Source organism: Pseudoalteromonas sp. ABE4_541 (assembly GCF_056312285.1).
The window spans coordinates 15,651-37,649 of sequence record NZ_JBSVEM010000030.1; the positions used below are offsets into that span (position 1 = coordinate 15,651).

A 21,999-nucleotide genomic window follows, 5' to 3' on the forward strand; every position below is an offset into this window, starting at 1 on the left:
CTCTGTGCTTTTGTGCAGGGGTTGCTATATGAGAGAGTTTCTCTTTACAGATGATGATTTTGAAGGATTGTCAAAGCGAGTATATAAAGCTTGTGGGATTGTATTAGGGCCTCACAAAAAAGAAATGGTTTATTCCCGTATAGCAAGGAGGATTAGGGCAAATGGACTTAGTTCATTTAGGCAATATATTGAGTTAATTGATAGCGACGGTGTTGATGAATTTAGCCATTTCATTAACGCTATTACGACGAATCTAACTTCTTTTTTTCGTGAAAACCATCACTTTGAGTATTTATCATCCGTGGTTATTCCGCAGTTATTAGAAACGAATGCCGTATCAAGAAGAGTTCGGATCTGGTCTGCAGGGTGCTCAACTGGTGAGGAACCATACAGTATTGCGATGACGATTCAGGGACGCTTTCCATCCAATTGGGATGTAAAAGTTTTGGCGACAGACTTAGATTCTAATGTGTTAAACAAAGCCCAGAATGGTGTTTATAACGCGAAAAATATTACAGGCATTGAAGAGACGGAAATTAAAAAGTGGTTTCTGAAAAGCCCTAATGGTGAGTCTTATAAAGTAAAGCCGAGTTTGCAAGCCATGATCTCATTTAAGCGCCTTAACCTTTTGGAAAGTTGGCCAATGAAAGGACCATTTGATCTTATATTTTGCCGTAATGTGCTTATCTACTTTGACAAAGAAACAAAAGATCAGTTGTTCGCAGGGTATTACAATATGCTCTCAGAAAATGGCTATTTATTTATTGGACACTCGGAAACAATGGGGAAAGAGCATACGGAATTTCGCAACCTAGGTAAAACAATGTATCAAAAAGGTCATGCATGAATAGTCATTTTTTACCCGTGTTGTCTGGGTTTGAGCATGTGAAACGATTCTGGGATTCGGGACGTTCCGCTGTAGTGGCTAAAGTGCTACCTGGAGAGTTTTATGTATCAAGAAACGATGAATTTATATCTACTGTATTAGGATCATGTATTGCTGCTTGTATATACGATGAAAAGCGTGGAGTGGGCGGTATGAACCACTTCATGCTGCCAGGCGCTAAGGATATTAAAGACATCCATGCGGATGATCTTAATTGCCGGTACGGGAACTGGGCGATGGAGTATCTGATAAATGAGGTGATCAAAAACGGTGCGTCTCGTTCGAACTTGAAAGTGAAGTTGTTTGGCGGTGGTAAAATTATCAGAGCAATGACGGACATCGGGATTGGTAATATTCGTTTTGCGCACGCTTACGTAGAAGAAGAAGGGTTAGAGCTTGTTTCCCATGATGTTGGTGGGCCTTGGCCCAGGAAAGTGATGTTTCATCCCCAAACAGGTAAAGCTCAGGTTAAAAAGCTCAGAGAAATGCATAATGACACCATTGAAAAACGTGAAGTGCGCTATCTGCATGATATCGAAGCGCAAGACGCAACAACTGACATCGAACTATTTTAGGAGGAATAATGATCAAAGTACTGGTTGTTGACGATTCTCCTTTGATCCGTGGGTTGTTAACTGAAATATTAAATCAAGCGAGAGATATCAAGGTGGTTGGCGCAGCGGAAGATCCATATAAAGCAAGGGGAATGATCAAAGAGCTGAATCCAGATGTACTTACCTTAGACATAGAGATGCCCAGAATGGACGGAATTAGCTTTTTGCGTAACCTTATGCGCTTGAGGCCAATGCCGGTTATTATGATCTCTACACTTACGAAGCAAGGGTCCCCAGCAACACTAGATGCGTTAGAGATAGGCGCGGTTGATTTTATAGCGAAACCGGTTGTCAATGTAGCTGAGCAGTTACAAGGATATGCGCAAACCGTACATGAAAAGGTGCGTGCCGCTGCAGGAGCGAGAGTTCGTTCTTTTAAAGTGATGCCATCCGAGCAACAAGATAAATACCAAGGAGTGCGCTTTAAAGTTGGGAGTGTTATTGCCATTGGCGCTTCAACAGGAGGAACGGAGGCGATTAAAGAAGTACTGACAAGACTACCCGAACATTCTCCTCCCGTTATTGTTACCCAGCATATTCCGCCTGTGTTTAGCACTTCATTTGCTTTGAGAATGGATAGGTGCTGCGCTGTCAAAGTCAAAGAAGCTCAAACGGGAGATGTACTACAAGATGGTCATGTTTTTATCGCGCCAGGTGATCAGCACTTAAAAATTGTTAGCAAAAAAGGGAAATTGATGTGTCAACTTGAAGATTCAGAGCCTGTTAATCGCCATAAGCCATCAGTTGATGTGCTGTTTGACTCTTTAATTCCCTTAGGGCAATCAGTTTACGCCGCGTTACTGACCGGTATGGGCAGTGATGGTGCAAAAGCATTATTGAGATTGCTTGAAGTTGGGGCTTTTACTGTGGCACAAGATGAGAAAACCTCTGTCGTTTGGGGCATGCCAAGGGCAGCTGTAGAACTTAATGCTGCCAAAGTCATATCACCACTGCAAGAAGTAACGGAAACACTATTGAAAGCGTGTAAAAAATGATACTAGTCAGTGATCACCCAAGGCTGTGAAAACCAATAAAACTCACCTGGCAAATCATTGACTGGGGCTGTACAGTTATAGCGTGTACGGCCTTTAGGTAAACTTTCTTTTGCGATGATACGCACCTGTGTATCACTCACCCACTTTATATCTGCTTGGCCTTGCCCTGAAACAAAACAATGGAATTGTGCTTTATCAAAAGTAATTGATTTAAAATTTATGGTGATGCTGGGTTTGCTTTCAGTTAGTACTGTATCGGTGTAGCTCAATGCTTCAATTGCGAATGGGTGTGCATTTAGCTTTGTTTTGAGCGTTGATAGATCTGCGTATATGCCGGACGCTGGAAATCTCGGTACGCGCGTGAGATCAGTATTTGCTCCCACTGCACCAGAATGTTGACCGATACCGACAAAACCGATTTCTTTTATTAATGATTGAAGTGCCTTGTTAAACTCTCCATATGGATAGGCTATCATTTTTGCATTGTGACCAATTTCTTCTTTGATCCTTTGCTCTGACCAAAGTAAATCGGTTTTGACTCGATCATACCACTGTTTGTGAGACTCATTTGGACGCCTTAGGTGCAGGTAGTCGTGCTCTGCACTATGGCTTGCGATGAGTGCACCGCGCATCGAAAGATGTTTTAATTGTTGCCAGGTCATCACATAGCTTTGCTTGCTATCAATCAGTTTCGGGTTAACAAAAACAGTGTAAGGAAACTTGAACGCTTCAAGCAAAGGGGCTGCTTGCTCAATATTATTGTTGTAACCATCGTCAAAAGTGATAGCAACTGACTTTTTTGGCAATGGCTTACCATTTTTAATTGCTAAAAGCATCGTATCTAGTGGTAATACGTTAAACTGTTCCACCTTTAAATATTCTAAATGTGTTTTGAACTGAGCAGGGCTGACTGATGTAATCGTAGGTAGGCTTTCACTCACATGATGATACTGTAAGATCACCGATGCCGTTGCATTTTTCGCAGTCAATACAAGAGTTAATATTAAGCCATGAAGCAGTTTTTTAGCCATTATAAATCGTACCACCTGAGTTTGTTATTGCTGGCAGGGCCGATGATTTTATCAAACATTTCGGTGCCCTTACTAGGCTTAGTCGACACCGCGGTGATTGGCCACTTATCTTCAGCACATTATTTAGCAGGGATTGCGCTAGGAGCCAGTAGTATCGCGTTGTTGTTTTGGTTAGCTAGTTTTTTACGCATGAGTACAACTGGCATGATAGCACAAGCGCATGGTGAGCAAGATAAGGAGCGGCTCATTGCGCTTTTGCAAAGCAGTTTGTTACTGGCGCTTACTTTTGCATTCTTATTGATAATTCTACAGGGACTATTTATTTCAGCAATTGCAAGTTTATCAGGGGCATCTCACGACGTTTTGGTCCAAGCTGAGCACTACTTTTCAATTCGTATTTTTAGTGCACCTGCAGCACTGTGTAATCTAGTGTTCCTCGGTTTTATGTTGGGCATGCATTATGGTAAAGGCCCTTTCTACTTGGTGTTGTTTACTAACATCGTCAATATTGTATTAGATGTCTTGTTTGTCGTAGGCCTGAAGTTGGGAGTGGCTGGTGCAGCTTGGGCGTCTCTCATCGCAGATTACTGCGCTTTGGGTTTGGCTATTTATTTGCTATTTACTCTTTTTGAAAAGCACCAGCTTCGTTGGTCTTGGGGTTTATCGAGCAGAAGGCGCGTTAGCCAATTATTAACACTTAACCGAGATATTTTCTTACGTTCACTCATGCTGCAGTTATGTTTTAGCTTTATGACTTTTTACGGTGCTAGACTTGGAGAAATAACCCTTGCTGCCAATGCGGTATTGCTTAATTTCTTAATGCTCGTCAGCTTTGCTTTAGATGGCATTGCTTACGCGGCTGAAGCCAAAGTGGGGCATGCGAAAGGTCAAGCTGATCAGGCATTAATTAGTCTCTGGGTGAAAATAAGTCTCTTCTGGGGTGCTGTATTTTCAGCAGTGTATGCGATGACCTTTGCCTTCCTTGGTGCTGACATTATTGCTTTACTCACCGACCTGCCAGATGTCATTGATGAGGCTGTGCGGTACCTACCTTGGCTTATTGCTTTGCCTTTGATTGCGATGGGCTGTTTTTTGTTTGATGGGGTATTCGTTGGGCTAACGCGAGCTAAAGAGATGAGAAACAGTATGTTACTGTCTGCTAGCGTGGGCTTTTTCTTGCCATGGTGGCTAACAACATCGTGGTTAAACCATGGCTTATGGCTAGCTATGAGTTGTTTTATGGCGCTTCGTGGTATTAGCCTGTTTTATCGCTACTGTCTGTTGGTCCGTCACGAGAAATTGTTACAATGACTTGCGCAAAGCGATTGGCGAAAATGCCTAAGTAGCCCCAACCGGCAAAAAATAACGCGGGAGCGAGTAACACTAAACCAATAACCTGCACAAGTGGCTCAATATAGTAGCCATACGCAATGGCAGAAGCGGAACAAACAAATAGCCCCAAACCGATTAGAAACCGTTTGAGGCTACGTTTTGGGTTTTCGCCCAGTTTATAAATTAGTTGCCTAAGCACGATTTAATAGTACGAGTGCTCGCCAGCTTGGTGTTCTGTGATATCACGTACGCCTGTGATCTCTTCAAATTTTGCGATCATTTCTTTTTCAATACCTTCTTTTAGTGTGACATCGATCATAGAGCAACCGTTACAGCCACCACCAAATTGCACCACAGCGATGCCATCAGCTGTGATCTCAACAAGGCTAACTTGGCCACCATGATTGGCAAGTTGCGGGTTTACCTCGGTGGTTAGCATATGCTCTACTTTTTCACGTAGAGAGGCATTTTCGCTGAGCTTTTTCGCTTTGGCATTAGGCGCCTTTAAGGTTAACTGAGTGCCCATTTTGTCGGTTACAAAATCAATTTCCGCCTCTTCTAAAAAGGGGGCACTTTCTTCATCAACAACAGCATCAAAGCCGTTAAAAGGCAGGCGTATATCTGTTGGCTCGACGGCATCTGCCGGACAATATGATACACCGCATTCTGCTTGAGATGTTCCTGGGTTAACAACGAAAACGCGAATGTTAGTGCCTTCTGCTTGATCAGAAAGGAGTTTGGCAAAATGTGTTTGAGCTGATTCTGAAATTGTGATCATAACTGTGACTATACTTGACTAATTTACTCGGTTAATGCCTATGATACTCCCCTCATCGTGTTGCCGCTAGTGTTGAACGTAAAAATTTGGCATCGGCTCATTGCCTTGCTAGCGTAAAACGACTTAATCGTTATCAAGGTGCGAAGATGCGCTACTTATTTGTTGTATTTATATTGGGGCTGCAAAGCGTTATTTGCGCAAGCGCCAAGCCGCTCGATTTTTATTTTTCGGATGCGGTTAAATTTGATCCTAACATTAGTAAGCCAAGTGAGGTGCTAGGCTATGAAGTAGGCCAATGGCACGTACGTCACGATCAGTTAGTCGCTTATATGAGGCTTTTGGCTGAGCAAAGTGATCGAGTTCAAGTTGAAACAATTGGCTATACTCATGAGCAACGCCCTTTGCTACTGCTAACAATTAGTTCTAAGTCTCAGCTCGACAATATTCAGCAAATTAAACAACAACATGTTGCCCGCTTAAGTGATACGTCTTTAAATAATAATGGCCCGGCTGTTTTATGGATGGGCTATAGCGTACATGGTAATGAACCGTCAGGCAGCAATGCTTCTATGTTGGTGGCCTATTACTTAGCCGCAGCCCAAGGAGAAAATGTTGAGAAGCTATTAAACAATACGGTCATCCTCCTTGACCCATCTTTAAATCCAGATGGCTTAGCACGTTTTGCTCAATGGGCGAATAGTAACAGAGGTATGACACTATCAGCCGATCCGCAACACCGAGAGCATGTGGAAAGTTGGCCATCAGGTAGAACCAATCATTACTTATTTGACTTAAATCGTGACTGGTTGTTGTTACAGCACCCTGAATCAATCGCCCGGGTTAAGAAGTTTCACGAGTGGAAGCCAAATGTGCTGACTGACTTTCATGAAATGGGTTCAAATAATAGTTATTTTTTTCAGCCCGGAGTGCCATCTCGTACTCATCCACTCACACCAGATGAGAACATCACGCTCACTAACCAGTTAGCAACTTACCATGCACAAGCATTAGATAGTGAAAAGCAGCTATATTTTACGCAAGAGAGTTTTGATGACTTTTATTATGGCAAAGGTTCTACTTATCCTGATGCTAACGGAGCCGTAGGTATTTTATTTGAACAAGCGAGCAGTCGTGGGCATGTTCAGGATACCGTAAATGGTCGATTGGAATTCCCACAAACCATCAAAAATCAACTTACAACGAGCTTATCGACCTTTGCAGGCGTGCTGAACAACAAAACGCAGCTATTAAAATATCAACAAAAGTTTTACGCAGAAGCCAAAAAGCTCTCGAAACAAGAAAGTTACGTAGGCTATGTGGTATCAGCTAATGGTGACAAACAAAAGTTTGTCGATTTTCTAGAATTGCTTGCAACTCATCAGATCGCAGCGTACCCACTACAGTCAAAATATCAAACACAGAATCATCAATATAGCTATGGCGATGTGTTCGTGCCACTGCAGCAATCTCAATATCGCCTCGTTAAGGCGCTTTTTTCAGAACAGACCTCATTTTCAGACAATACATTTTACGACGTTTCAGGTTGGACGCTAGCTCACGCATTTAATTTGCCGTTTGATAAAGTGAAGAGCGTGAGAAAATTAACGCTTGCTGATAAGCCATGGCACCTTGTGCCATCGAAGGAACCTGGCAAACTAAAAGAAGCGTATGCATATGGTTTTTCTTGGCAATCTTTTAATGCACCTAAGCTTTTAAATTACTTATTATCTAACGGCATTCATGCCAAAGTAGCTACACGGGCGTTTAGCGTCCAAACCTACAAAGGAACAGTGCATTTTGAAGCTGGTAGTATTGTTCTCCCGACTGGCCTGCAAACAAGAAAAGACTGGCTAGCAGTACTGAATCATGCCCAGACTCAGTTTGGTGTAAATATCGACATGTTTAAATCGGGGTTAACAAGCAAAGGCATTGACTTAGGCTCTCGTTTGATGCGCCCACTGACAGCGCCCAATGTGTTGCTGGTGGGTGGTAAAGACATAAGTCAATACGAGGTTGGAGAGGTATGGTATTACTTAGACAAGCATATTGGCATCGCTCCTACAATTATTGAAAAATCACGACTACCACACGTATCGATAGCCAAATATAGTCACATTATTTTGGTCGACGGGCGCTATAACGAAATCAGTGAACAAACGAAAACCAAAATAACAACTTGGGTTGAGCAAGGTGGAGTACTTTGGGGGCATAAACGTGGTGCCAAATGGTTAGTTGACAACAAGTTGCTTAAGTCACCAAGTATTAGCCAACGCGAAATGGCAGAGCAATTTGATAGCAAAGATTTAAGTTATCAAGATCAAGATATGCTAGCGGCAAAACAGCGTATCGCAGGAGCGATCTTTTCAGCTCGACTCGATCTGTCGCATCCCCTGAGCTTTGGTTTTCAAGGTAGCAAGTTACCCGTTTTTAAAAATAGCACTTGGTTACTTAAAACCCCTAAATTGCCCTTTCTGACTGTTGCACAATATGACCGTGAACCCCAGTTAGCTGGGTACAGCGCGGCTGAGAACACTAAACAGATAGCCGAACAAGCGTTAATGGTTGCGCATCGTTATGGCCAAGGCAGCGTAATTGGTATGACGGATAATCCCGTATTTCGTGGTTATTGGTACGGCACGAGTCGGCTACTGAGTAACGCTTTGTTTTTTGGTAAAGCACTCACTGTCCAAGGGCGTTAGTGCAGTTGCAAATACCCATACTTGTGCAGCGCCAGCGTTAATACACGTGCGCGCTGCCTCATTTACGGTGCTGCCCGATGTAATAACATCGTCAACAATAGCGACTCGTTTGTTGGTGAGAGAGATATCAATTGAAAAGGCCCCTTGTATGTTTTTTTGTCTTTGCCTACGAGTCAATTCACTTTGCGGTTTTGTTTGTTTTATCCGCTTTAATTTGTCACATAAATGGCTATGAGTCACGAGACTAGGTTGCCAAGTTTGATAAACCTGATTGAAGCCCCGCAGTGCAAATCGAGTATTAGATAGGGGAATGGTTAAGCATAGATCTGGTATGAATTCATTCAACGTCCAAAATTGATTCATTTGTATGGATATAATCTGCTGTAGGGCAAATTTATAATAGATTTGTTGATTAAACTTCAAACCAGCCAGCCAAGACTTAAGTACTCCATGGTACCAACCGCAGGCAACCAATCCATCACAATCAGGTAGGTCAAACAGCTTAAGTATATTAGGTTGTTCAAGTAAGTTCCCCGATTTCAAAGGGATATAAGGAAAGTCACTGAGACAGTGTGTACACACGCTTGTTGATTGCGTGATTAATCGTTGGCAACATAAACATCGGGGTTGGAAAAACCAGTTTATAAGCATGATCGCATCCTTGCATTGCTTTGTACTTGTAAGCCGTTATTATAGCCGCACCTGAATTTTAAAGGGCTTATAATGTCGAAAGATCTAGTATTTATTCATGGGTGGGGGATGAATCAATCGGTATGGCAACTCTGTGTTGATGACATTACACCTTGGTACACAAGTGAAATTAAATGCCTAAATATCCCTGGCTTTGGTGGCGCACCGTTACCAAAAGGTGAATATAGCTTTACGTCAGCAGCTGAGTTGCTCGCAGAACAGTTAAGTTCAAACAGCACGATAGTAGCTTGGTCTTTGGGCGGTTTATTTGCGCTATATTTAGCAAAAAATTATTCTGAAAAAGTTAATAAAGTAATTCTGGTTGCCTCATCACCGTGTTTTGTTGAACGAGAGGGATGGTTTGGACTTAATGAACAAGTGCTTAGCAACTTTGAGCAACAGTTATTGCACAATAGTGATAAAACGATTGAACGTTTTTTGGCAATCCAAGCAATGGGAAGTGAGCATGCCAAAGACGATATAAAAGCACTCAGAATGTTATTGAGTCAGTCACCTAAAGCGGATGAGAAAGCACTTAAAGCGGGTTTAAAAATCCTCAAGCAACAAGATTTAAGAGCTGACTTTAGTCAACTTGAAACACCGATTTATGGGTGTTTTGGGCGCTTAGACTCACTCGTGCCAAAAAGAACTTGTCAAACAATGGCAGAATTGAATCCGCATTTTCAGTATGAAATATTGCCCAAAGCATCGCATGCACCATTTATCTCTCACAGGGCGGAGTTTATATCTTACCTTAAATCAGTACTTTAAATTTAGCGCTTTAGAATGGTGTAAAATTTCATAACTCATACTTTATTTTTATTATTTTTTGAGTAATAATTAACCACATCTATAACTGTTAGGAGAGCACGATGCCAATTGGTGATGTGTTAAATAATGGCCTTGAAGGCTTTAACAGAGCGAGCCAAGGTATTGAGCGTGCCACTGCGGAGATAAACCGTGCAACGGTTCAAAATCAGTCTGATGAACAACAGGCACAGCAGCGTCAGTTACAGGCGGCTGGGTCAGATGAGGCGACCACAGCGCCTGTTTCCCAACCAGCTAGGTTGGATGAGGCTTTAGTTAATTTGAAAGTTGAAGAGTTTAACGCAAAGGCAAATACGCAAACTATTCGTACAGCAGATGAAGTATTAGGTACTTTGGTAGATATTAAAGTGTAGTTATCTAGACAATGTTATGAACATAGTAACGCCACCCCCGGCGATGAATCTGAATACCGCAAACGTCTATACTGAAACGGCTAGGCGCGACAATCAGTTGCGTGAAATTATTCCTAAACCCCCCGCATCGGCAGCGAGTTTTACTGAGAATAAATCTGCAAATGATGGCGACAAAACCAAAGCTACTTCACCCGATGATTCAACCTTGTATGGCAATAATGGACAACTTGCTAAACAAAAGTCCATTGAAGAGCGTGATCAAGAACAAGACCAGCAGAGCAAAGAACAGCAAAGTGATGACGATGAAAATCAACAAGACTCTCAGGCTGAAGAGCAGCAAAAGGCAGAAGAAAAGCAAATTCAGGAGTTAAAAGCGCGTGATACTGAGGTTCGACAGCATGAGCAAGCACATGCTCGAGTAGGTGGCGAGTATGCCGGCTCACCTAGTTATGAGTATCAACGTGGTCCTGACGGCAACAACTATGCCGTAGGTGGCGAGGTTATGATCGATGTGGGAGAGATCCCCGGTGACCCGCAAGCTACTATTGATAAAATGCAGACTGTAAGGGCTGCAGCTTTGGCGCCTGCAGAGCCGTCAGGTGCAGATAGGGCAATTGCAGCTGATGCTTCTCAAAAAATACAAGCAGCGCAAGCAGACTTAGCAAAACAGTTGATAAGTGGCGAGGAAGAAGAGAGCTCAAGCTCTGTTGGTACATATCAAACTAGGCGCTTAAAAGGCGAAGATGAGGAAGGTCAAATAGCGCAAGGTGAAAGAGCGACACTAAGAGAGTCTGATCCCTATGCTGTCGCATTACCGATTGAGCGTGATCCTCAGATACAAGCAAGAGCGCTACGCATAAATGATTTTTATCAACACATTGCGACGCCAGATACACCGGCTGCGCTTTCTTTACAAGTATAAAGAATTAAAGAGCTAATAAGTTAAAAAGCCGCTTCAAATGTGAAGCGGCTTTTTTATTACTTTTTAAGCTTTGCAAATGCTTCTGCAAAGGCATTGCCCATGGCGGCGTTGCCCGCATCGCGTTTAGGTTTGGGCTTATTGGTACTCTTATTTACGTTCGCTTTTTTAGCTGGCGCGTTGTTTTGTTTTGGTGCTGCATGCACGTCGTCTTCTAAGCGCATAGTAAAGCTGATGCGTTTACGCTGTGCATCGACTTCGATTACTTTTACTTTAACGATATCACCCGCTTTAACAATTTCGCGTGGGTCGGATATGAATTTATTCGTGATTGCCGAGATATGAACGAGACCATCTTGGTGAACACCCACATCAACAAACGCACCAAAGTTGGCGACATTGGACACAACGCCTTCCAAGATCATGCCGACTTCGAGGTCATTAATGGTTTCAACACCCGCTTTGAACGTTGCGGTTTTAAATTCAGGCCGAGGATCTCGACCTGGTTTATCCAATTCTTTAATGATGTCAGTGACTGTCGGCAATCCAAACTTTTCATCAGTGAAATCATTAGCCACTAACTGGTTTAATAGCGCTGTATTACCGATTAACTCATTAACCGCAATTTGTTTTACTTCACAAATCTGCTTAACCACAGGGTAAGCTTCAGGGTGCACTGCCGAGCTATCTAGGGGATCTTTACCGTTAACAATTCTTAAAAAGCCAGCGGCTTGCTCAAACGCTTTAGGCCCTAAGCGCTCTACTTTTTTAAGCTCGCTACGGCTATTGAATGAGCCGTTGGCATCACGGTACTTTACAATGTTGCTAGCAAGGGTTTTGTTTAGGCCTGATACACGTGTTAAAAGTGGTACCGATGCTGTATTTACATCAACGCCCACTGAGTTTACGCAGTCTTCTACCACCGATACAAGGCTCTGGCCTAGTTGGCTTTGTGATACATCGTGTTGATATTGGCCTACACCGATTGATTTTGGTTCGATCTTAACAAGCTCTGCCAGTGGGTCTTGCAAACGACGTGCGATTGATACCGCGCCACGTAAAGATACGTCCAGATCTGGGAATTCATTGGCAGCAAATTCCGAAGCAGAATAAACCGATGCACCAGCTTCACTGACCATGATTTTATTTAGTTTCAGCTCACTGGCAGCTTTTAATAGTTCGCCAGCGAGCTTGTCAGTTTCGCGCGAAGCGGTACCATTACCAATGGCGATCAACTCGACCTTGTATTGGCGACATACTTGCTCAATAGTACGTAGAGACTTATCCCAATGATTTTGTGGGGCGTGTGGATAAATTGTGTTGGTTGCTAAGAGTTTACCTGTCTGGTCAACAACCGCGACTTTACAACCCGTTCTTAGTCCAGGATCAATCCCCATGGTCACACGAGGTCCGGCAGGTGCTGCCATTAATAAATCTTTCAGGTTTTTGGCAAATACGTCAATAGCGCCCATTTCTGCTTGTTCGCGTAATGCACCTAGAAACTCATTTTCTAAATGTAGTGATAGCTTTACTTTCCAAGCCCATTGTACAACCGTCATGAGCCATTTGCTTGCAGCTGCATTTGTGACATTTAATTGGTAGTAGTCGGCTATCATTTGTGCGCAAAACTGTTGTGCATCTTCTACATCGGGCTCAGGGTTAATTGAGAGTTGTAATATACCCTCATTTCGTGCACGAAGCATTGCAAGGGCTCTGTGGGATGGTACTTTGGCCAACTTTTCACTGTGCTCAAAGTAATCACGATACTTGCTTCCTGCTTCTTCTTGGCCTGTGATCACGGCAGATTCTAGTTGACCATTTTGCTTAATGTGATTGCGGAATTTTGCGAGTAATTTAGCATCTTCAGCGAAGCGTTCCATGAGAATGAATTTGGCGCCATCTAAAGCTGCTTTTGGCTCTTCAACACCGTTGTTTTTATTAATATAAGCTTCAGCTTCTTGCTCAGGAACAAGGTTTGGATCACAAAGCAGTGCATCAGCAAGCGGCTCTAATCCTGCTTCTATGGCTATTTGTCCTTTAGTGCGGCGCTTTGGTTTGAATGGGAGGTATAAGTCTTCCAGCTCGGTTTTGCTTTGGGCTTGCTCAATGTCGGCCTTGAGCGAGCCAGATAATTTACCCTGCTCATCAATGGTGTTTAAAATAAAGTTACGACGTTCTTCTAACTCTCGCAAGTAGCTTAGTCGCTGTTCGAGCAAACGTAGTTGGGTATCATCTAATCCGCCAGTGACTTCTTTTCGATAGCGGGCAATGAAAGGCACAGTGGCCCCTTCATCAAGTAATGCGGTTGCAGCAATGACTTGTTGCTCTTTGGCGTTTAGTTCCTGTGCTAAACGAGCCGAGATGTTGCTCATGCAAAATCCTTATAAAGTTCAATTAGATACGCTATACCAACTTGGTATACGTTAATAGTAATATCATATCACAGCGATATTGAATAAGAAGCTTAGATGCTGTACTCGATGCTGTTTACAAACCATGTTTTTTCGCCTTCAGGCGTGCGGACCACAAACTCATCATCAACTTGTTTTCCAAGCAGTGCCCTCGCCATAGGCGCGTCAATAGAAATATAGTCTTTGCGGTCATATATTTCGTCAGGACCTACTATGCGAAAACGCTTGGTATCGCCTTGTTCGTTTTCAATTTCGACCCAAGCACCGAAGTAAACTTTGCCAGCCTGTTGCTGTGAATATTCAACGATTTGTAGATCAGGTAAGCGTTTGCGTAAATAGCGTACTCTGCGATCTATTTGCCTGAGTAAGCGTTTATTAAAGGTATAGTCTGCGTTTTCTGAGCGATCCCCCAAACTGGCTGCCCAAGAAACGATTTTTGTTATTTCTGGACGTTTTTCATGCCATAAGTGGTCATGCTCTTGCTGTAACTGTCGGTAACCTTCAGGGGTGATCAGATTTGTTTTCATAGTTGCTAATACTGCCAATGCGATAGTTTTCTTCGCTCAGTGTTGTAAGTTTTCTAAATTGTAACGTTCAGTAACAAAACTTCTTATAGGTATGGTGTCTAGTTGACCATTTTTCAATTATATTAAGCGAAGGTAATTTATAACAAGAAGAATGTAGTATGGGAAATGAAACCACCAAGGTACTAGTTGTAGATGATGATATGCGTCTACGGAGCCTTTTAGAGCGCTATTTGGTTGAACAAGGTTTTATTGTACGCAGTGCGGCGAATAGTGAACAAATGGACAGGCTCCTAGAGCGAGAAAACTTTCATGTGATGGTACTGGATTTAATGTTACCGGGTGAGGATGGTTTATCTATTTGTCGTCGTTTGCGTCAAAAGGAAAATGACATTCCAATTGTGATGTTGACGGCCAAAGGGGATGAGGTTGATCGCATTATTGGTTTAGAGCTGGGTGCTGACGATTATATTCCTAAACCTTTCAACCCAAGAGAGCTACTAGCGCGTATTAAGGCTATTTTACGTCGCCGAGCAAAAGAAGTGCCGGGCGCGCCTTCTGCCGAAGAAAATGAAGTCGCTTTTGGTATTTTTAAACTAAATCTAGCAACCAGAGAAATGCACAAAGGTGATGAGGTTTTGTCATTGACCAGTGGCGAGTTTGCTGTGCTCAAGGCATTAGTGAGCCATCCTCGTGAGCCACTGAGTCGCGACAAATTAATGAACCTCGCACGTGGGCGAGACTATAGTGCACTTGAGCGTAGTATTGATGTTCAAGTATCAAGATTACGTCGCATGATTGAAGAAGATGCTGCAAATCCTCGTTATATTCAGACTGTTTGGGGTCTGGGCTACGTATTTGTACCAGATGGTGGAAAATAGTCGTCGCTATGAGTTTATTCCCAAGAAGTGCCTTTGGACAAACCGTGTTTTTTGTCGGGGCGCTGCTATTGATCAATCAGATAGTGTCTTACATCACTGTTACTCTTTACGTTTTTAAGCCGACCTTTGAACAAGTGAATTTGATGCTTGCTAAGCAAGTGAAAACGGTGTTTATCGATTGGGAAGAAGGGGTTGATGTAAACTCTGAACTCTCAGATAAGTTTTTTGAGATAACAGGAATTGAAGTGATGACACAGCGGCAAGCTTATATTAATGGGCTAGATCGAGCCAAAGAATATAGTTTGTTATCAAAGAGTATGTCTGAACAGTTAAATGGTTCAGCAAGAGTTCGAATTAGCCAAGGAGATCCAATCGTATATTGGGTCGAAGCGCCACAAGCGCCGGGCTACTGGGTAAGGGTGCCGCTCACTGGACTCAGTGAAACGAAACTAGAGTTTTTGGTATTTTATCTATCCAGTATCGGCTTTTTAAGCGTATTAGGAGGTTGGTGGTTTGCTCGTCACCTGAACCGCCCTTTAAAGGCGTTACAAACAGCGGCTGGTCGGGTCGGGGTCGGTGATTTTTCTACCCGATTGGTAGAGCATGGATCTACTGAAGTGATGGAGGTAACTCGGGCATTTAACCAAATGTCAAAAGGAATTGCTGAGTTGGAAAATGATCGTCGTTTACTGATGGCTGGCGTTTCTCATGATCTGCGAACGCCACTAACACGTATTCGTCTAGCCACTGAAATGATGGCGGATGAAGAGGATTACCTCAAAGAAGGGATCATCGATGATATCGACGATATGAACGCGATCATTGACCAGTTTATCGAATATTTGCGTCATCATCACAGTGGTGAAATGAATTATGAAGAGCTTAATGGTCTGGTAGAAGATGTCGTTACTGCGGAGAAAAAACACAAACGCACTATAAAAATGGTACTTGGACCAGATGTTCCACCAATACTGATGAATATGGTAGCGATGAAACGGGTGATCACCAATATGATCGAAAATGCCATTCGTTATTCTGACTCTGCGATTGAAGTGACGACGTGTTATAACCCTCGCAAAAAAGGGGTCGAAGTTTTTGTCAAAGACAGAGGGCCTGGGATACCTGAAACTGAGTTAGAGCGTGTATTTGAACCATTTAAGCAGGGGGACCAAGCACGAGGTAGTGAAGGGAGCGGCTTAGGTCTGGCGATTATTAAGCGTATTGTAACAACACATGGTGGTCAGGTAAGGTTGCGCAACCGAGAAGAGGGTGGCCTTAGTGCAGAAGTGTTTTTGCCCATTGTTAAATAGTAAATTGGAAGAACAAGAACAAACGTTATGAAGAATTTAGTCGTACTTGGTGCGGGTTGGTTAGGGCGACCATTATGCCAAAAAGCATTAGATTTAGGGTGGGAAGTGCAAGGCACACGTACAACCCCTAGCGGTGAGAATCGTTTTGAAAAGCAGCTTTATCTTGACGGTGAACACTTGGTTCACGATATAACACTGCGAGATGCGTGGTGGGTGTGTGCCATACCGCCAAGAGCGAGGAAGGAACAGAGCAATTATCTTTCATTACTCAAGCAGGTACTCACTTTAAGTGAGCTTTTCAATGCAAAAGGCTTCTTACTATGTTCTAGTAGCGGCGTATATGCACAATCAAGTGGTCACTACACAGAGCAAAGCGATACGCCTGTTGTTACTCAACGACAAGCACTTTTGCTAAATGCAGAGCAACAAGTATTAGCCAGTAATGGTAAAGTCGTACGCTTAGCGGGATTAATTGGGCCAAACCGAGAGCCTGGGCGTTTCGTTGCAGGTAAGCAGCTGGGTAGTTCGTCCCACAGTTTGGTCAATATGGTTCATCAGCAGGATGTTATTAATGGTATATTCTGTTTGTTGGAGTCATGGAGTGATGCGCAACCTATTTACAATCTATGTCATCCGTTCCATCCGACGCGCCAAGATTACTACAAGCAAAAGTGCGCACAGCTAGGTACGCAAGCACCTACGTTTTCTAATGATCACAGCTTAGAGCGTATCATCGATGGTTCAGCTATCACAAAGCTTGGATTTGCATATCAAAATGATATCTAAGCGATGAAGATTTAGCTTTTTCTAAATGTAAGATGGCCACCTAAGCGATACTTGCTACCAGGAGAAATAAGCCGCGTGAAACTTACAATGCCATCAGATGACCAAGTTCGCCGGATCACTTGTAAGCAGGGTTCTTCGTTAAATAGCCCGAGCCACTGACATACTTCACTATTAGGCATAACTGCTTCTACAGTATGTCTGGCTTCGGTTAGTGGTGCCACAGCTGACAAGTATTCGTGCGGAGTTCGTTCGTTAAAATCCTGCTGTAAATAATCGGAAGCCAAAGCTGGGTTAACAAAACGCTCCTCAACTTGAATAGGCATATCATTTTCGTTGTGAATGATCACACTACGATAAACTTGACTGTCGATATCTACGCCTAAAGCGATTGCGATGGGCGCGATAGCTGCAATCGACTCGAGCGATAGTACATTACTCGAGTAACGGCCATTTCTTTGCTCAACCTCATCAGCAATATTTTTGATCTCCAGCAGTGAGGATTGTGATTTGAAACTCGCGACGAACGTGCCAAGGCCTTGGCTACGCGTCAATATCCCAGAATCGGTCAGCTCACTGAGTGCTCTGCGTGCCGTCATCCGGCTCACCTTAAATAGATCTGCCAGCTCATTTTCTGAGGGAACACGCTGATTTTCTTTCCATTCACCAGCTCTAATATGATCGACAATATGTTGCTTGATGAGGGCGAACTTAGGCTGTTGCGTCATGGTCAGTACGTTCAATAAAAATGACATAAAAATAAAGGTGGCACACTTCTATTGTATATACAAGTGGAGTTGCTAAACTCGTAGCAGTTTTAATTTTAAAGAGAACGTTATGCTCAATGTAGACTTTGTGATTGTTAACGCGACTGTCGCAACAATGGACTCTGCTATTTCTGCTGCTTATGGCTTGATAGAGCAAGGCGCGGTCATGGTGAGAGAAGGCAAAATTGTGTGGTTAGGCGAGCAACAAGCTATGCCAGAATTTGACGCACTCAATACGCCATTACACGACGCAAAAGGGCGTTTGTTGACACCAGGGTTGATTGATTGTCATACCCATATTCTTTTTGCTGGCAACCGCGCTGGAGAATTTGAGCAGCGCCTCAATGGTGTGTCTTACCAGCAAATTGCGCAGCAAGGTGGCGGCATTGCAAGTACGGTAAGAGCAACGCGACAAGCCGATCTAGAAACACTATTCGTGAAAGGAAAAACACGATTAAATAGCTTGCTGCGTGAAGGCGTAACAACCGTTGAGAGTAAGTCGGGTTACGGTCTTGATAGTGAGAATGAAATAAAGCTCTTAGAAGTGAACAAGCAACTGAATGCGCATCATCCGATTGATATTCAAAGCACATTTTTAGGGGCGCACGCTCTTCCACCTGAATACAAAGATAGAGCCGATGACTATATCACACTCGTATGTGAAGAGATGTTGCCCAAAGTTGCAGAGCAGGAATTGGCAGTTGCCGTAGATGCATTTTGTGAAAACGTTGGCTTTAGCTTTGAGCAAACAAAACGAGTATTTGAAAAGGCGCAGCAACTTGGCTTGAAGATAAAATGCCACGCAGAGCAACTATCTAATCAACATGGCAGTGAGCTGGTAGCAGAATTTGCTGGTTTGTCTGCTGATCATATTGAATATCTGGATGAACAAGGCATTCAAGCAATGGCAAAAGCGGGGACGACTGCCGTTGTGTTACCAGGTGCGTTCTACTTTTTACGCGAAACGCAATTACCGCCAATAGAGCTATTGAGAAAACACAAAGTACCTATGGCCATTGCGAGCGATTTTAACCCAGGCACTGCGCCACTTTGCTCATTACGGTTGATGCTTAATATGGCTTGTACCTTGTTCAAAATGACACCGCTAGAAGCGCTACAGGGCGTGACGGTGAATGCGGCAAAAGCTTTGGGTTTACAAGATCGCGGGGTTTTAAAAGTAGGGATGCGTGCCGATATGGCGCTATGGGATGTGACGCATCCAGCCGAACTAAGTTATCAATTTGGGATTAGTGACCTATCAAATTTGTGGATCTCGGGTAAACTTATTCAATATTGACAGATTAGCTTGTGGAAAATAGGTGGTTGTAGAGTCGTCTTTCTGGTCTGCTTTAGTTTCGCATGCATACAGTGATGCAACTGCGCTGCCTATTGTTATGCTTCAAGCGATATTGCTGGGCGGTATTGGCACGTCGGGAACAGCGTTGATTCTGTTAACAAAAGATGTACTGCTAAAAATGCTTCATACAGTACTTTTTGGAGTCGCGCTCACACTTGTTTTTCTTTACTCACCCTTTGCTTTATATCTGCTAAGCGCAATACCCATTGTTTATTTTATTTATGCGCTTTTTCACTCTATTTCGTTTCTGATAAAACTGACAGTCGCAGCGTTCGTTATCAATGTTGTATTGCTCATTGGTGCTATGCTCTATCTGTGGCCACTGAGTTTATCAGCACTATCACTATTGCCAATCTATTTGGGTTTATTGTACCTGACCAATCAAAATGAGAATGAAGTGCAAAGAGGGCCTATCCTAAAAGTAGGTATCATCGGTGATACCCTAGGGTTGCCTAATCGAGCCAGTTTACGAGAAGCCTATCAAACACAGCGACAACTAGACCCTGGTCCCGCCATGATGGTGATTGTGTTTTTAGAAGGGATTGAACAAGTCAATAAACATCTTGGGCGAGAGTTCGGTGATACCTTACTTGCCGAGTCGGCAAATCGGATAAAGCAGCAACTACATGATAAGCATATTTTTTCTATCCCGTGTGGAGACTCTATTTCTAGAGTTGCTCATTTAGGCGGTCTGTATTTTGCTTTTGTGTGTAATACGACAAATAACCCATCTTTGCATGAACAGTTGATTGATGACATTCTGCTTAGTACTGCTCAGCCTTTTTATGTGAATAACTGTACACTTGAGGTTTCTGCGCGAGCCAGTTATGTGAATTGCTATGAAGAGTCGGGCCAATTTGATAATTTAATTGCGTGTGCTTACCTCGCTTTGGATAGTTTACCTGACCATATAGTGTGTCCCTACCAACAACATATGCAAATCAGCCAGTTTGAAAAGAGAGCGAGAATAAGAGAGCTGGCTAATATCACTGTACAAGAAGAATTTGAAATTTACTTCCAGCCTGCATTTAAAAAACAAAGAGGGGAGATCGCTTTTATAGAACTGTTGTTACGCTGGCCTCACCCGAAACTAGGCCTATTAAGCGCGGAGCAGTTTATTGATGATATTCGTTTAGCTGGGCTTGCCATGCCAGTCGCTTACTTTATGGTTGAACGTGCCGCTGAAATGGCCATGGCATTGAAGATGGAGAACTTTAATATTCCTTTGAGTATTAATGTGTTTGGCTCTGAAATGCTACAAGAGGACTTTATTCGCTTTATGAATAGAGTATTGTTAGAGCATCATTTGCAAAGCGGTGATCTACACCTTGAATATGCACCGTCAACTTTGGCCTCAGCTAATTCTCATAACCAGCTTCGCATTGCAAAGTTAAGGGAAATGGGTGTGCATGTTGGTATTGATCGTTTTGGTGAGTCGCCAATTGTGTTGACGGCATTGGCGGATCTCAATGTTGATTATGTCAAACTGGCTTCCTCACTCACCTGCCAACCTCAGCCTGAGGGGATAGAACATGTTGTTGCTGAGTTGCTTGCTATGCAACGACAAAGGGGCGTTAAAATTATCTGTGGTGGTATTGAAAACCAACAGCAGTTAGATTTTGCTAATAAATTTAACCCCGAAGCCATTCAGGGGCACTTGTTAGGACAGCCCATAAGTAGCAAAGGACTTATGAGCTGGGTGCACCAATGGTATTTTGAGCAGAATAGCTAGGGCGTGTTTATCTTTGAGGTATGGCCTTTGCTTAAATTAAAGGCTTTTAATACCTCCTAAGATGCTTTGCCTTTAAGGTAGCTACACACTAAACCGCTGAGCACCTGTCCAGCTTCTACAGTGCCTTGTTCTATACCTTGAGGGTGATTGCCAGGTGCAGCTTCGCAGAGATGTAAATAGCGCGCATTGGGTTGCTTTGCGCCCAAATACACGAAATGTTCTGCGTCATTGACAGTAAATCCGCAATTAGTGAAGGCACTTACGGGCATATAACTAATACTATCGACATCGACTTCAATGCCCAAAGGTGCAGCACTGGCAAACCGCTTGAAGCCTATCTCACACGCTTCGGTTAAGCTGTATGCTCTGGAAACTAAAATCTCTTGATAGCTTGAATAGCTAAAGTTGGCTGCTCTTAAAGCATTCACAATTGCTTGATTGTTCTTTTGTTCATGCATGCCAACGACATGATAATCAGATAAGAACCCTTGTTGATAAGCATAATGAAAACCATTACCACTGTGTCGGCCTTCTAAAGCACGGAAATCCGCATGTGGATCAAAATTGATGGCGTGACAGGCTGTTTCACTGACTTGTGACAGTGATTTTAAAATGCCATAGCAATTATTGTGTCCACCGCCAATAATGATAGGCTCAAGCCCTGCCGCAAATACCATGTTTAAAACATAATCGACACGTTCATCAATCTGGCTGCATAGTGCTCTGAGTTCATTCAGATGTTGTGGATCTTTATTATCTAGCCTCTCACTAGCAAGCTGAAGATCGTCGCAGATTATCTCGCCTAATAGCAAAACATTGCTGGGAGTAAGAAACTCATTACAAGGTAAGTTTAAAAAGCGCTTTAAAAATGCTTGCCATCCAAGTGTTGCTCCACCATTACCACAATTTGCGCGCGGACCAATATCTTCATTAATTGCAATCAATACATACTTGATCCCAAAAGCCATAGCATCTTTTAGCGCCGCTTCAACATGTGCATTGGGGTCCAAAAAAGTGAGCGCTTGCCAAAAGCGCGGTTCATTTTCACGGGCAGTCGCAAGGCGAGCAATATCAACCTCGCTATAAACTTGTAACCAATTAGCCATGCA

The 21,999-nt window shown here is 43.1% G+C and carries 21 protein-coding genes; 13 read left to right on the forward strand and 8 right to left on the reverse strand.

The window, feature by feature from the left end:
* Positions 1–28 precede the first annotated feature (28 nt).
* The 3 genes from ACW689_RS20295 to ACW689_RS20305 are packed head-to-tail and all read left to right on the forward strand — an operon-like array spanning position 29 to position 2,495.
* Complete coding sequence (locus tag ACW689_RS20295) at positions 29–847, forward strand: CheR family methyltransferase (protein WP_476294117.1); 819 nt, start codon at positions 29–31, stop codon at positions 845–847.
* On the forward strand, positions 844–1,461 hold the full coding sequence (gene cheD / locus ACW689_RS20300) for a chemoreceptor glutamine deamidase CheD (RefSeq protein ID WP_476294118.1): 618 nt from the start codon (positions 844–846) through the stop codon (positions 1,459–1,461). The genes ACW689_RS20295 and cheD overlap by 4 nt, the downstream gene beginning before the upstream one ends.
* An 8-nt stretch (positions 1,462–1,469) precedes the next feature.
* Positions 1,470–2,495, forward strand: a complete 1,026-nt coding sequence (locus ACW689_RS20305; RefSeq protein ID WP_476294119.1) for a protein-glutamate methylesterase/protein-glutamine glutaminase — start codon at positions 1,470–1,472, stop codon at positions 2,493–2,495.
* Between the two features lie 2 nt (positions 2,496–2,497).
* Here ACW689_RS20305 and ACW689_RS20310 read toward each other — a convergent pair whose 3' ends face one another.
* On the reverse strand, positions 2,498–3,526 hold the full coding sequence (locus tag ACW689_RS20310) for a polysaccharide deacetylase family protein (RefSeq protein ID WP_476294121.1): 1,029 nt from the start codon (positions 3,524–3,526) through the stop codon (positions 2,498–2,500).
* On the opposite strand from ACW689_RS20310, the gene ACW689_RS20315 reads away from it, so the two are divergent.
* Entirely contained in the window at positions 3,506–4,837 is a 1,332-nt protein-coding gene (locus tag ACW689_RS20315) for an MATE family efflux transporter (RefSeq protein WP_476294123.1), read from the forward strand. The two genes, ACW689_RS20310 and ACW689_RS20315, sit on opposite strands and share 21 nt — an antisense overlap.
* On the opposite strand, the gene ACW689_RS20320 is transcribed toward ACW689_RS20315, so the two are convergent.
* Both ACW689_RS20320 and nfuA read right to left on the reverse strand, forming a co-directional pair.
* Entirely contained in the window at positions 4,782–5,057 is a 276-nt protein-coding gene (locus ACW689_RS20320) for a hypothetical protein (RefSeq protein ID WP_476294125.1), read from the reverse strand. The genes ACW689_RS20315 and ACW689_RS20320 overlap by 56 nt on opposite strands.
* 3 nt (positions 5,058–5,060) lie before the next feature.
* On the reverse strand, positions 5,061–5,636 hold the full coding sequence (nfuA, locus tag ACW689_RS20325; protein WP_476294126.1) for a Fe-S biogenesis protein NfuA: 576 nt from the start codon (positions 5,634–5,636) through the stop codon (positions 5,061–5,063).
* A gap of 146 nt (positions 5,637–5,782) precedes the next feature.
* On the opposite strand from nfuA, the gene ACW689_RS20330 reads away from it, so the two are divergent.
* Positions 5,783–8,335, forward strand: a complete 2,553-nt coding sequence (locus tag ACW689_RS20330; RefSeq protein ID WP_476294127.1) for a M14 family metallopeptidase — start codon at positions 5,783–5,785, stop codon at positions 8,333–8,335.
* Here the strand turns inward: ACW689_RS20330 and ACW689_RS20335 are convergent.
* Positions 8,282–8,986 carry a ComF family protein gene (locus tag ACW689_RS20335; RefSeq protein ID WP_476294128.1) on the reverse strand — a complete coding sequence of 235 codons (705 nt, stop codon included), beginning with the start codon at positions 8,984–8,986 and terminating at the stop codon, positions 8,282–8,284. The genes ACW689_RS20330 and ACW689_RS20335 overlap by 54 nt on opposite strands.
* A gap of 72 nt (positions 8,987–9,058) precedes the next feature.
* Here ACW689_RS20335 and bioH point away from each other — a divergent pair, with 72 nt between their 5' ends.
* The 3 genes from bioH (at position 9,059) to ACW689_RS20350 (ending at position 11,128) form a co-directional block, all read left to right on the forward strand.
* Complete coding sequence (gene bioH, locus ACW689_RS20340) at positions 9,059–9,796, forward strand: pimeloyl-ACP methyl ester esterase BioH (protein ID WP_476294130.1); 738 nt, start codon at positions 9,059–9,061, stop codon at positions 9,794–9,796.
* Positions 9,797–9,897: 101 nt separating this feature from the next.
* Positions 9,898–10,206: a hypothetical protein gene (locus ACW689_RS20345; protein WP_476294131.1), complete on the forward strand. Its 309-nt coding sequence runs from the start codon at positions 9,898–9,900 to the stop codon at positions 10,204–10,206.
* 16 nt (positions 10,207–10,222) lie between these two features.
* Positions 10,223–11,128, forward strand: coding sequence for a putative metalloprotease CJM1_0395 family protein (locus ACW689_RS20350; protein WP_476294132.1), 906 nt, complete (start codon positions 10,223–10,225; stop codon positions 11,126–11,128).
* A 56-nt stretch (positions 11,129–11,184) separates the two neighbouring features.
* Here ACW689_RS20350 and ACW689_RS20355 read toward each other — a convergent pair whose 3' ends face one another.
* Both ACW689_RS20355 and greB read right to left on the reverse strand, forming a co-directional pair.
* Complete coding sequence (locus tag ACW689_RS20355) at positions 11,185–13,497, reverse strand: Tex family protein (RefSeq protein ID WP_476294133.1); 2,313 nt, start codon at positions 13,495–13,497, stop codon at positions 11,185–11,187.
* A gap of 92 nt (positions 13,498–13,589) precedes the next feature.
* Positions 13,590–14,063, reverse strand: a complete 474-nt coding sequence (gene greB / locus ACW689_RS20360; protein WP_476294134.1) for a transcription elongation factor GreB — start codon at positions 14,061–14,063, stop codon at positions 13,590–13,592.
* A gap of 158 nt (positions 14,064–14,221) precedes the next feature.
* Between greB and ompR the strand changes: the two genes are divergently transcribed.
* Genes ompR through ACW689_RS20375 form a run of 3 tightly spaced genes read left to right on the forward strand, consistent with a single transcriptional unit; the run spans position 14,222 to position 17,037 of the window.
* A complete protein-coding gene (gene ompR, locus ACW689_RS20365; protein WP_476294135.1) occupies positions 14,222–14,941 on the forward strand; it encodes an osmolarity response regulator transcription factor OmpR in 720 nt (239 codons plus the stop codon).
* Positions 14,942–14,949: 8 nt separating this feature from the next.
* On the forward strand, positions 14,950–16,251 hold the full coding sequence (gene envZ, locus ACW689_RS20370) for a two-component system sensor histidine kinase EnvZ (RefSeq protein ID WP_476294137.1): 1,302 nt from the start codon (positions 14,950–14,952) through the stop codon (positions 16,249–16,251).
* Between the two features lie 27 nt (positions 16,252–16,278).
* On the forward strand, positions 16,279–17,037 hold the full coding sequence (locus ACW689_RS20375; protein WP_476294139.1) for a Rossmann-fold NAD(P)-binding domain-containing protein: 759 nt from the start codon (positions 16,279–16,281) through the stop codon (positions 17,035–17,037).
* An 11-nt stretch (positions 17,038–17,048) separates the two neighbouring features.
* On the opposite strand, the gene hutC is transcribed toward ACW689_RS20375, so the two are convergent.
* Positions 17,049–17,762, reverse strand: coding sequence for a histidine utilization repressor (hutC, locus tag ACW689_RS20380; protein WP_476294140.1), 714 nt, complete (start codon positions 17,760–17,762; stop codon positions 17,049–17,051).
* A gap of 109 nt (positions 17,763–17,871) precedes the next feature.
* Between hutC and hutI the strand changes: the two genes are divergently transcribed.
* Entirely contained in the window at positions 17,872–19,098 is a 1,227-nt protein-coding gene (hutI, locus tag ACW689_RS20385) for an imidazolonepropionase (RefSeq protein ID WP_476294142.1), read from the forward strand.
* Between the two features lie 22 nt (positions 19,099–19,120).
* Positions 19,121–20,890, forward strand: a complete 1,770-nt coding sequence (locus ACW689_RS20390; protein ID WP_476294143.1) for an EAL domain-containing protein — start codon at positions 19,121–19,123, stop codon at positions 20,888–20,890.
* A 56-nt stretch (positions 20,891–20,946) separates the two neighbouring features.
* On the opposite strand, the gene ACW689_RS20395 is transcribed toward ACW689_RS20390, so the two are convergent.
* Positions 20,947–21,996 (reverse strand): formimidoylglutamase, encoded by a 1,050-nt coding sequence (locus ACW689_RS20395; protein ID WP_476294144.1) that lies wholly within the window; start codon positions 21,994–21,996, stop codon positions 20,947–20,949.
* Between the last annotated feature and the right edge of the window lie 3 nt (positions 21,997–21,999).

Coding starts and splice junctions, on each gene's coding strand:
- ACW689_RS20310 (WP_476294121.1), bottom strand. CDS start 3,526: ATGGCTAAAAAACTGCTTCATGGCTTAATATTAACTCTTGTATTGACT.
- ACW689_RS20375 (WP_476294139.1), top strand. CDS start 16,279: ATGAAGAATTTAGTCGTACTTGGTGCGGGTTGGTTAGGGCGACCATTA.
- ACW689_RS20295 (WP_476294117.1), top strand. CDS start 29: ATGAGAGAGTTTCTCTTTACAGATGATGATTTTGAAGGATTGTCAAAG.
- cheD (WP_476294118.1), top strand. CDS start 844: ATGAATAGTCATTTTTTACCCGTGTTGTCTGGGTTTGAGCATGTGAAA.
- ACW689_RS20395 (WP_476294144.1), bottom strand. CDS start 21,996: ATGGCTAATTGGTTACAAGTTTATAGCGAGGTTGATATTGCTCGCCTT.
- ACW689_RS20305 (WP_476294119.1), top strand. CDS start 1,470: ATGATCAAAGTACTGGTTGTTGACGATTCTCCTTTGATCCGTGGGTTG.
- hutC (WP_476294140.1), bottom strand. CDS start 17,762: ATGACGCAACAGCCTAAGTTCGCCCTCATCAAGCAACATATTGTCGAT.
- ACW689_RS20315 (WP_476294123.1), top strand. CDS start 3,506: ATGAAGCAGTTTTTTAGCCATTATAAATCGTACCACCTGAGTTTGTTA.
- hutI (WP_476294142.1), top strand. CDS start 17,872: ATGCTCAATGTAGACTTTGTGATTGTTAACGCGACTGTCGCAACAATG.
- envZ (WP_476294137.1), top strand. CDS start 14,950: ATGAGTTTATTCCCAAGAAGTGCCTTTGGACAAACCGTGTTTTTTGTC.
- ACW689_RS20345 (WP_476294131.1), top strand. CDS start 9,898: ATGCCAATTGGTGATGTGTTAAATAATGGCCTTGAAGGCTTTAACAGA.
- ACW689_RS20335 (WP_476294128.1), bottom strand. CDS start 8,986: ATGCTTATAAACTGGTTTTTCCAACCCCGATGTTTATGTTGCCAACGA.
- ompR (WP_476294135.1), top strand. CDS start 14,222: ATGGGAAATGAAACCACCAAGGTACTAGTTGTAGATGATGATATGCGT.
- bioH (WP_476294130.1), top strand. CDS start 9,059: ATGTCGAAAGATCTAGTATTTATTCATGGGTGGGGGATGAATCAATCG.
- ACW689_RS20350 (WP_476294132.1), top strand. CDS start 10,223: ATGAACATAGTAACGCCACCCCCGGCGATGAATCTGAATACCGCAAAC.
- nfuA (WP_476294126.1), bottom strand. CDS start 5,636: ATGATCACAATTTCAGAATCAGCTCAAACACATTTTGCCAAACTCCTT.
- ACW689_RS20355 (WP_476294133.1), bottom strand. CDS start 13,497: ATGAGCAACATCTCGGCTCGTTTAGCACAGGAACTAAACGCCAAAGAG.
- ACW689_RS20330 (WP_476294127.1), top strand. CDS start 5,783: ATGCGCTACTTATTTGTTGTATTTATATTGGGGCTGCAAAGCGTTATT.
- greB (WP_476294134.1), bottom strand. CDS start 14,063: ATGAAAACAAATCTGATCACCCCTGAAGGTTACCGACAGTTACAGCAA.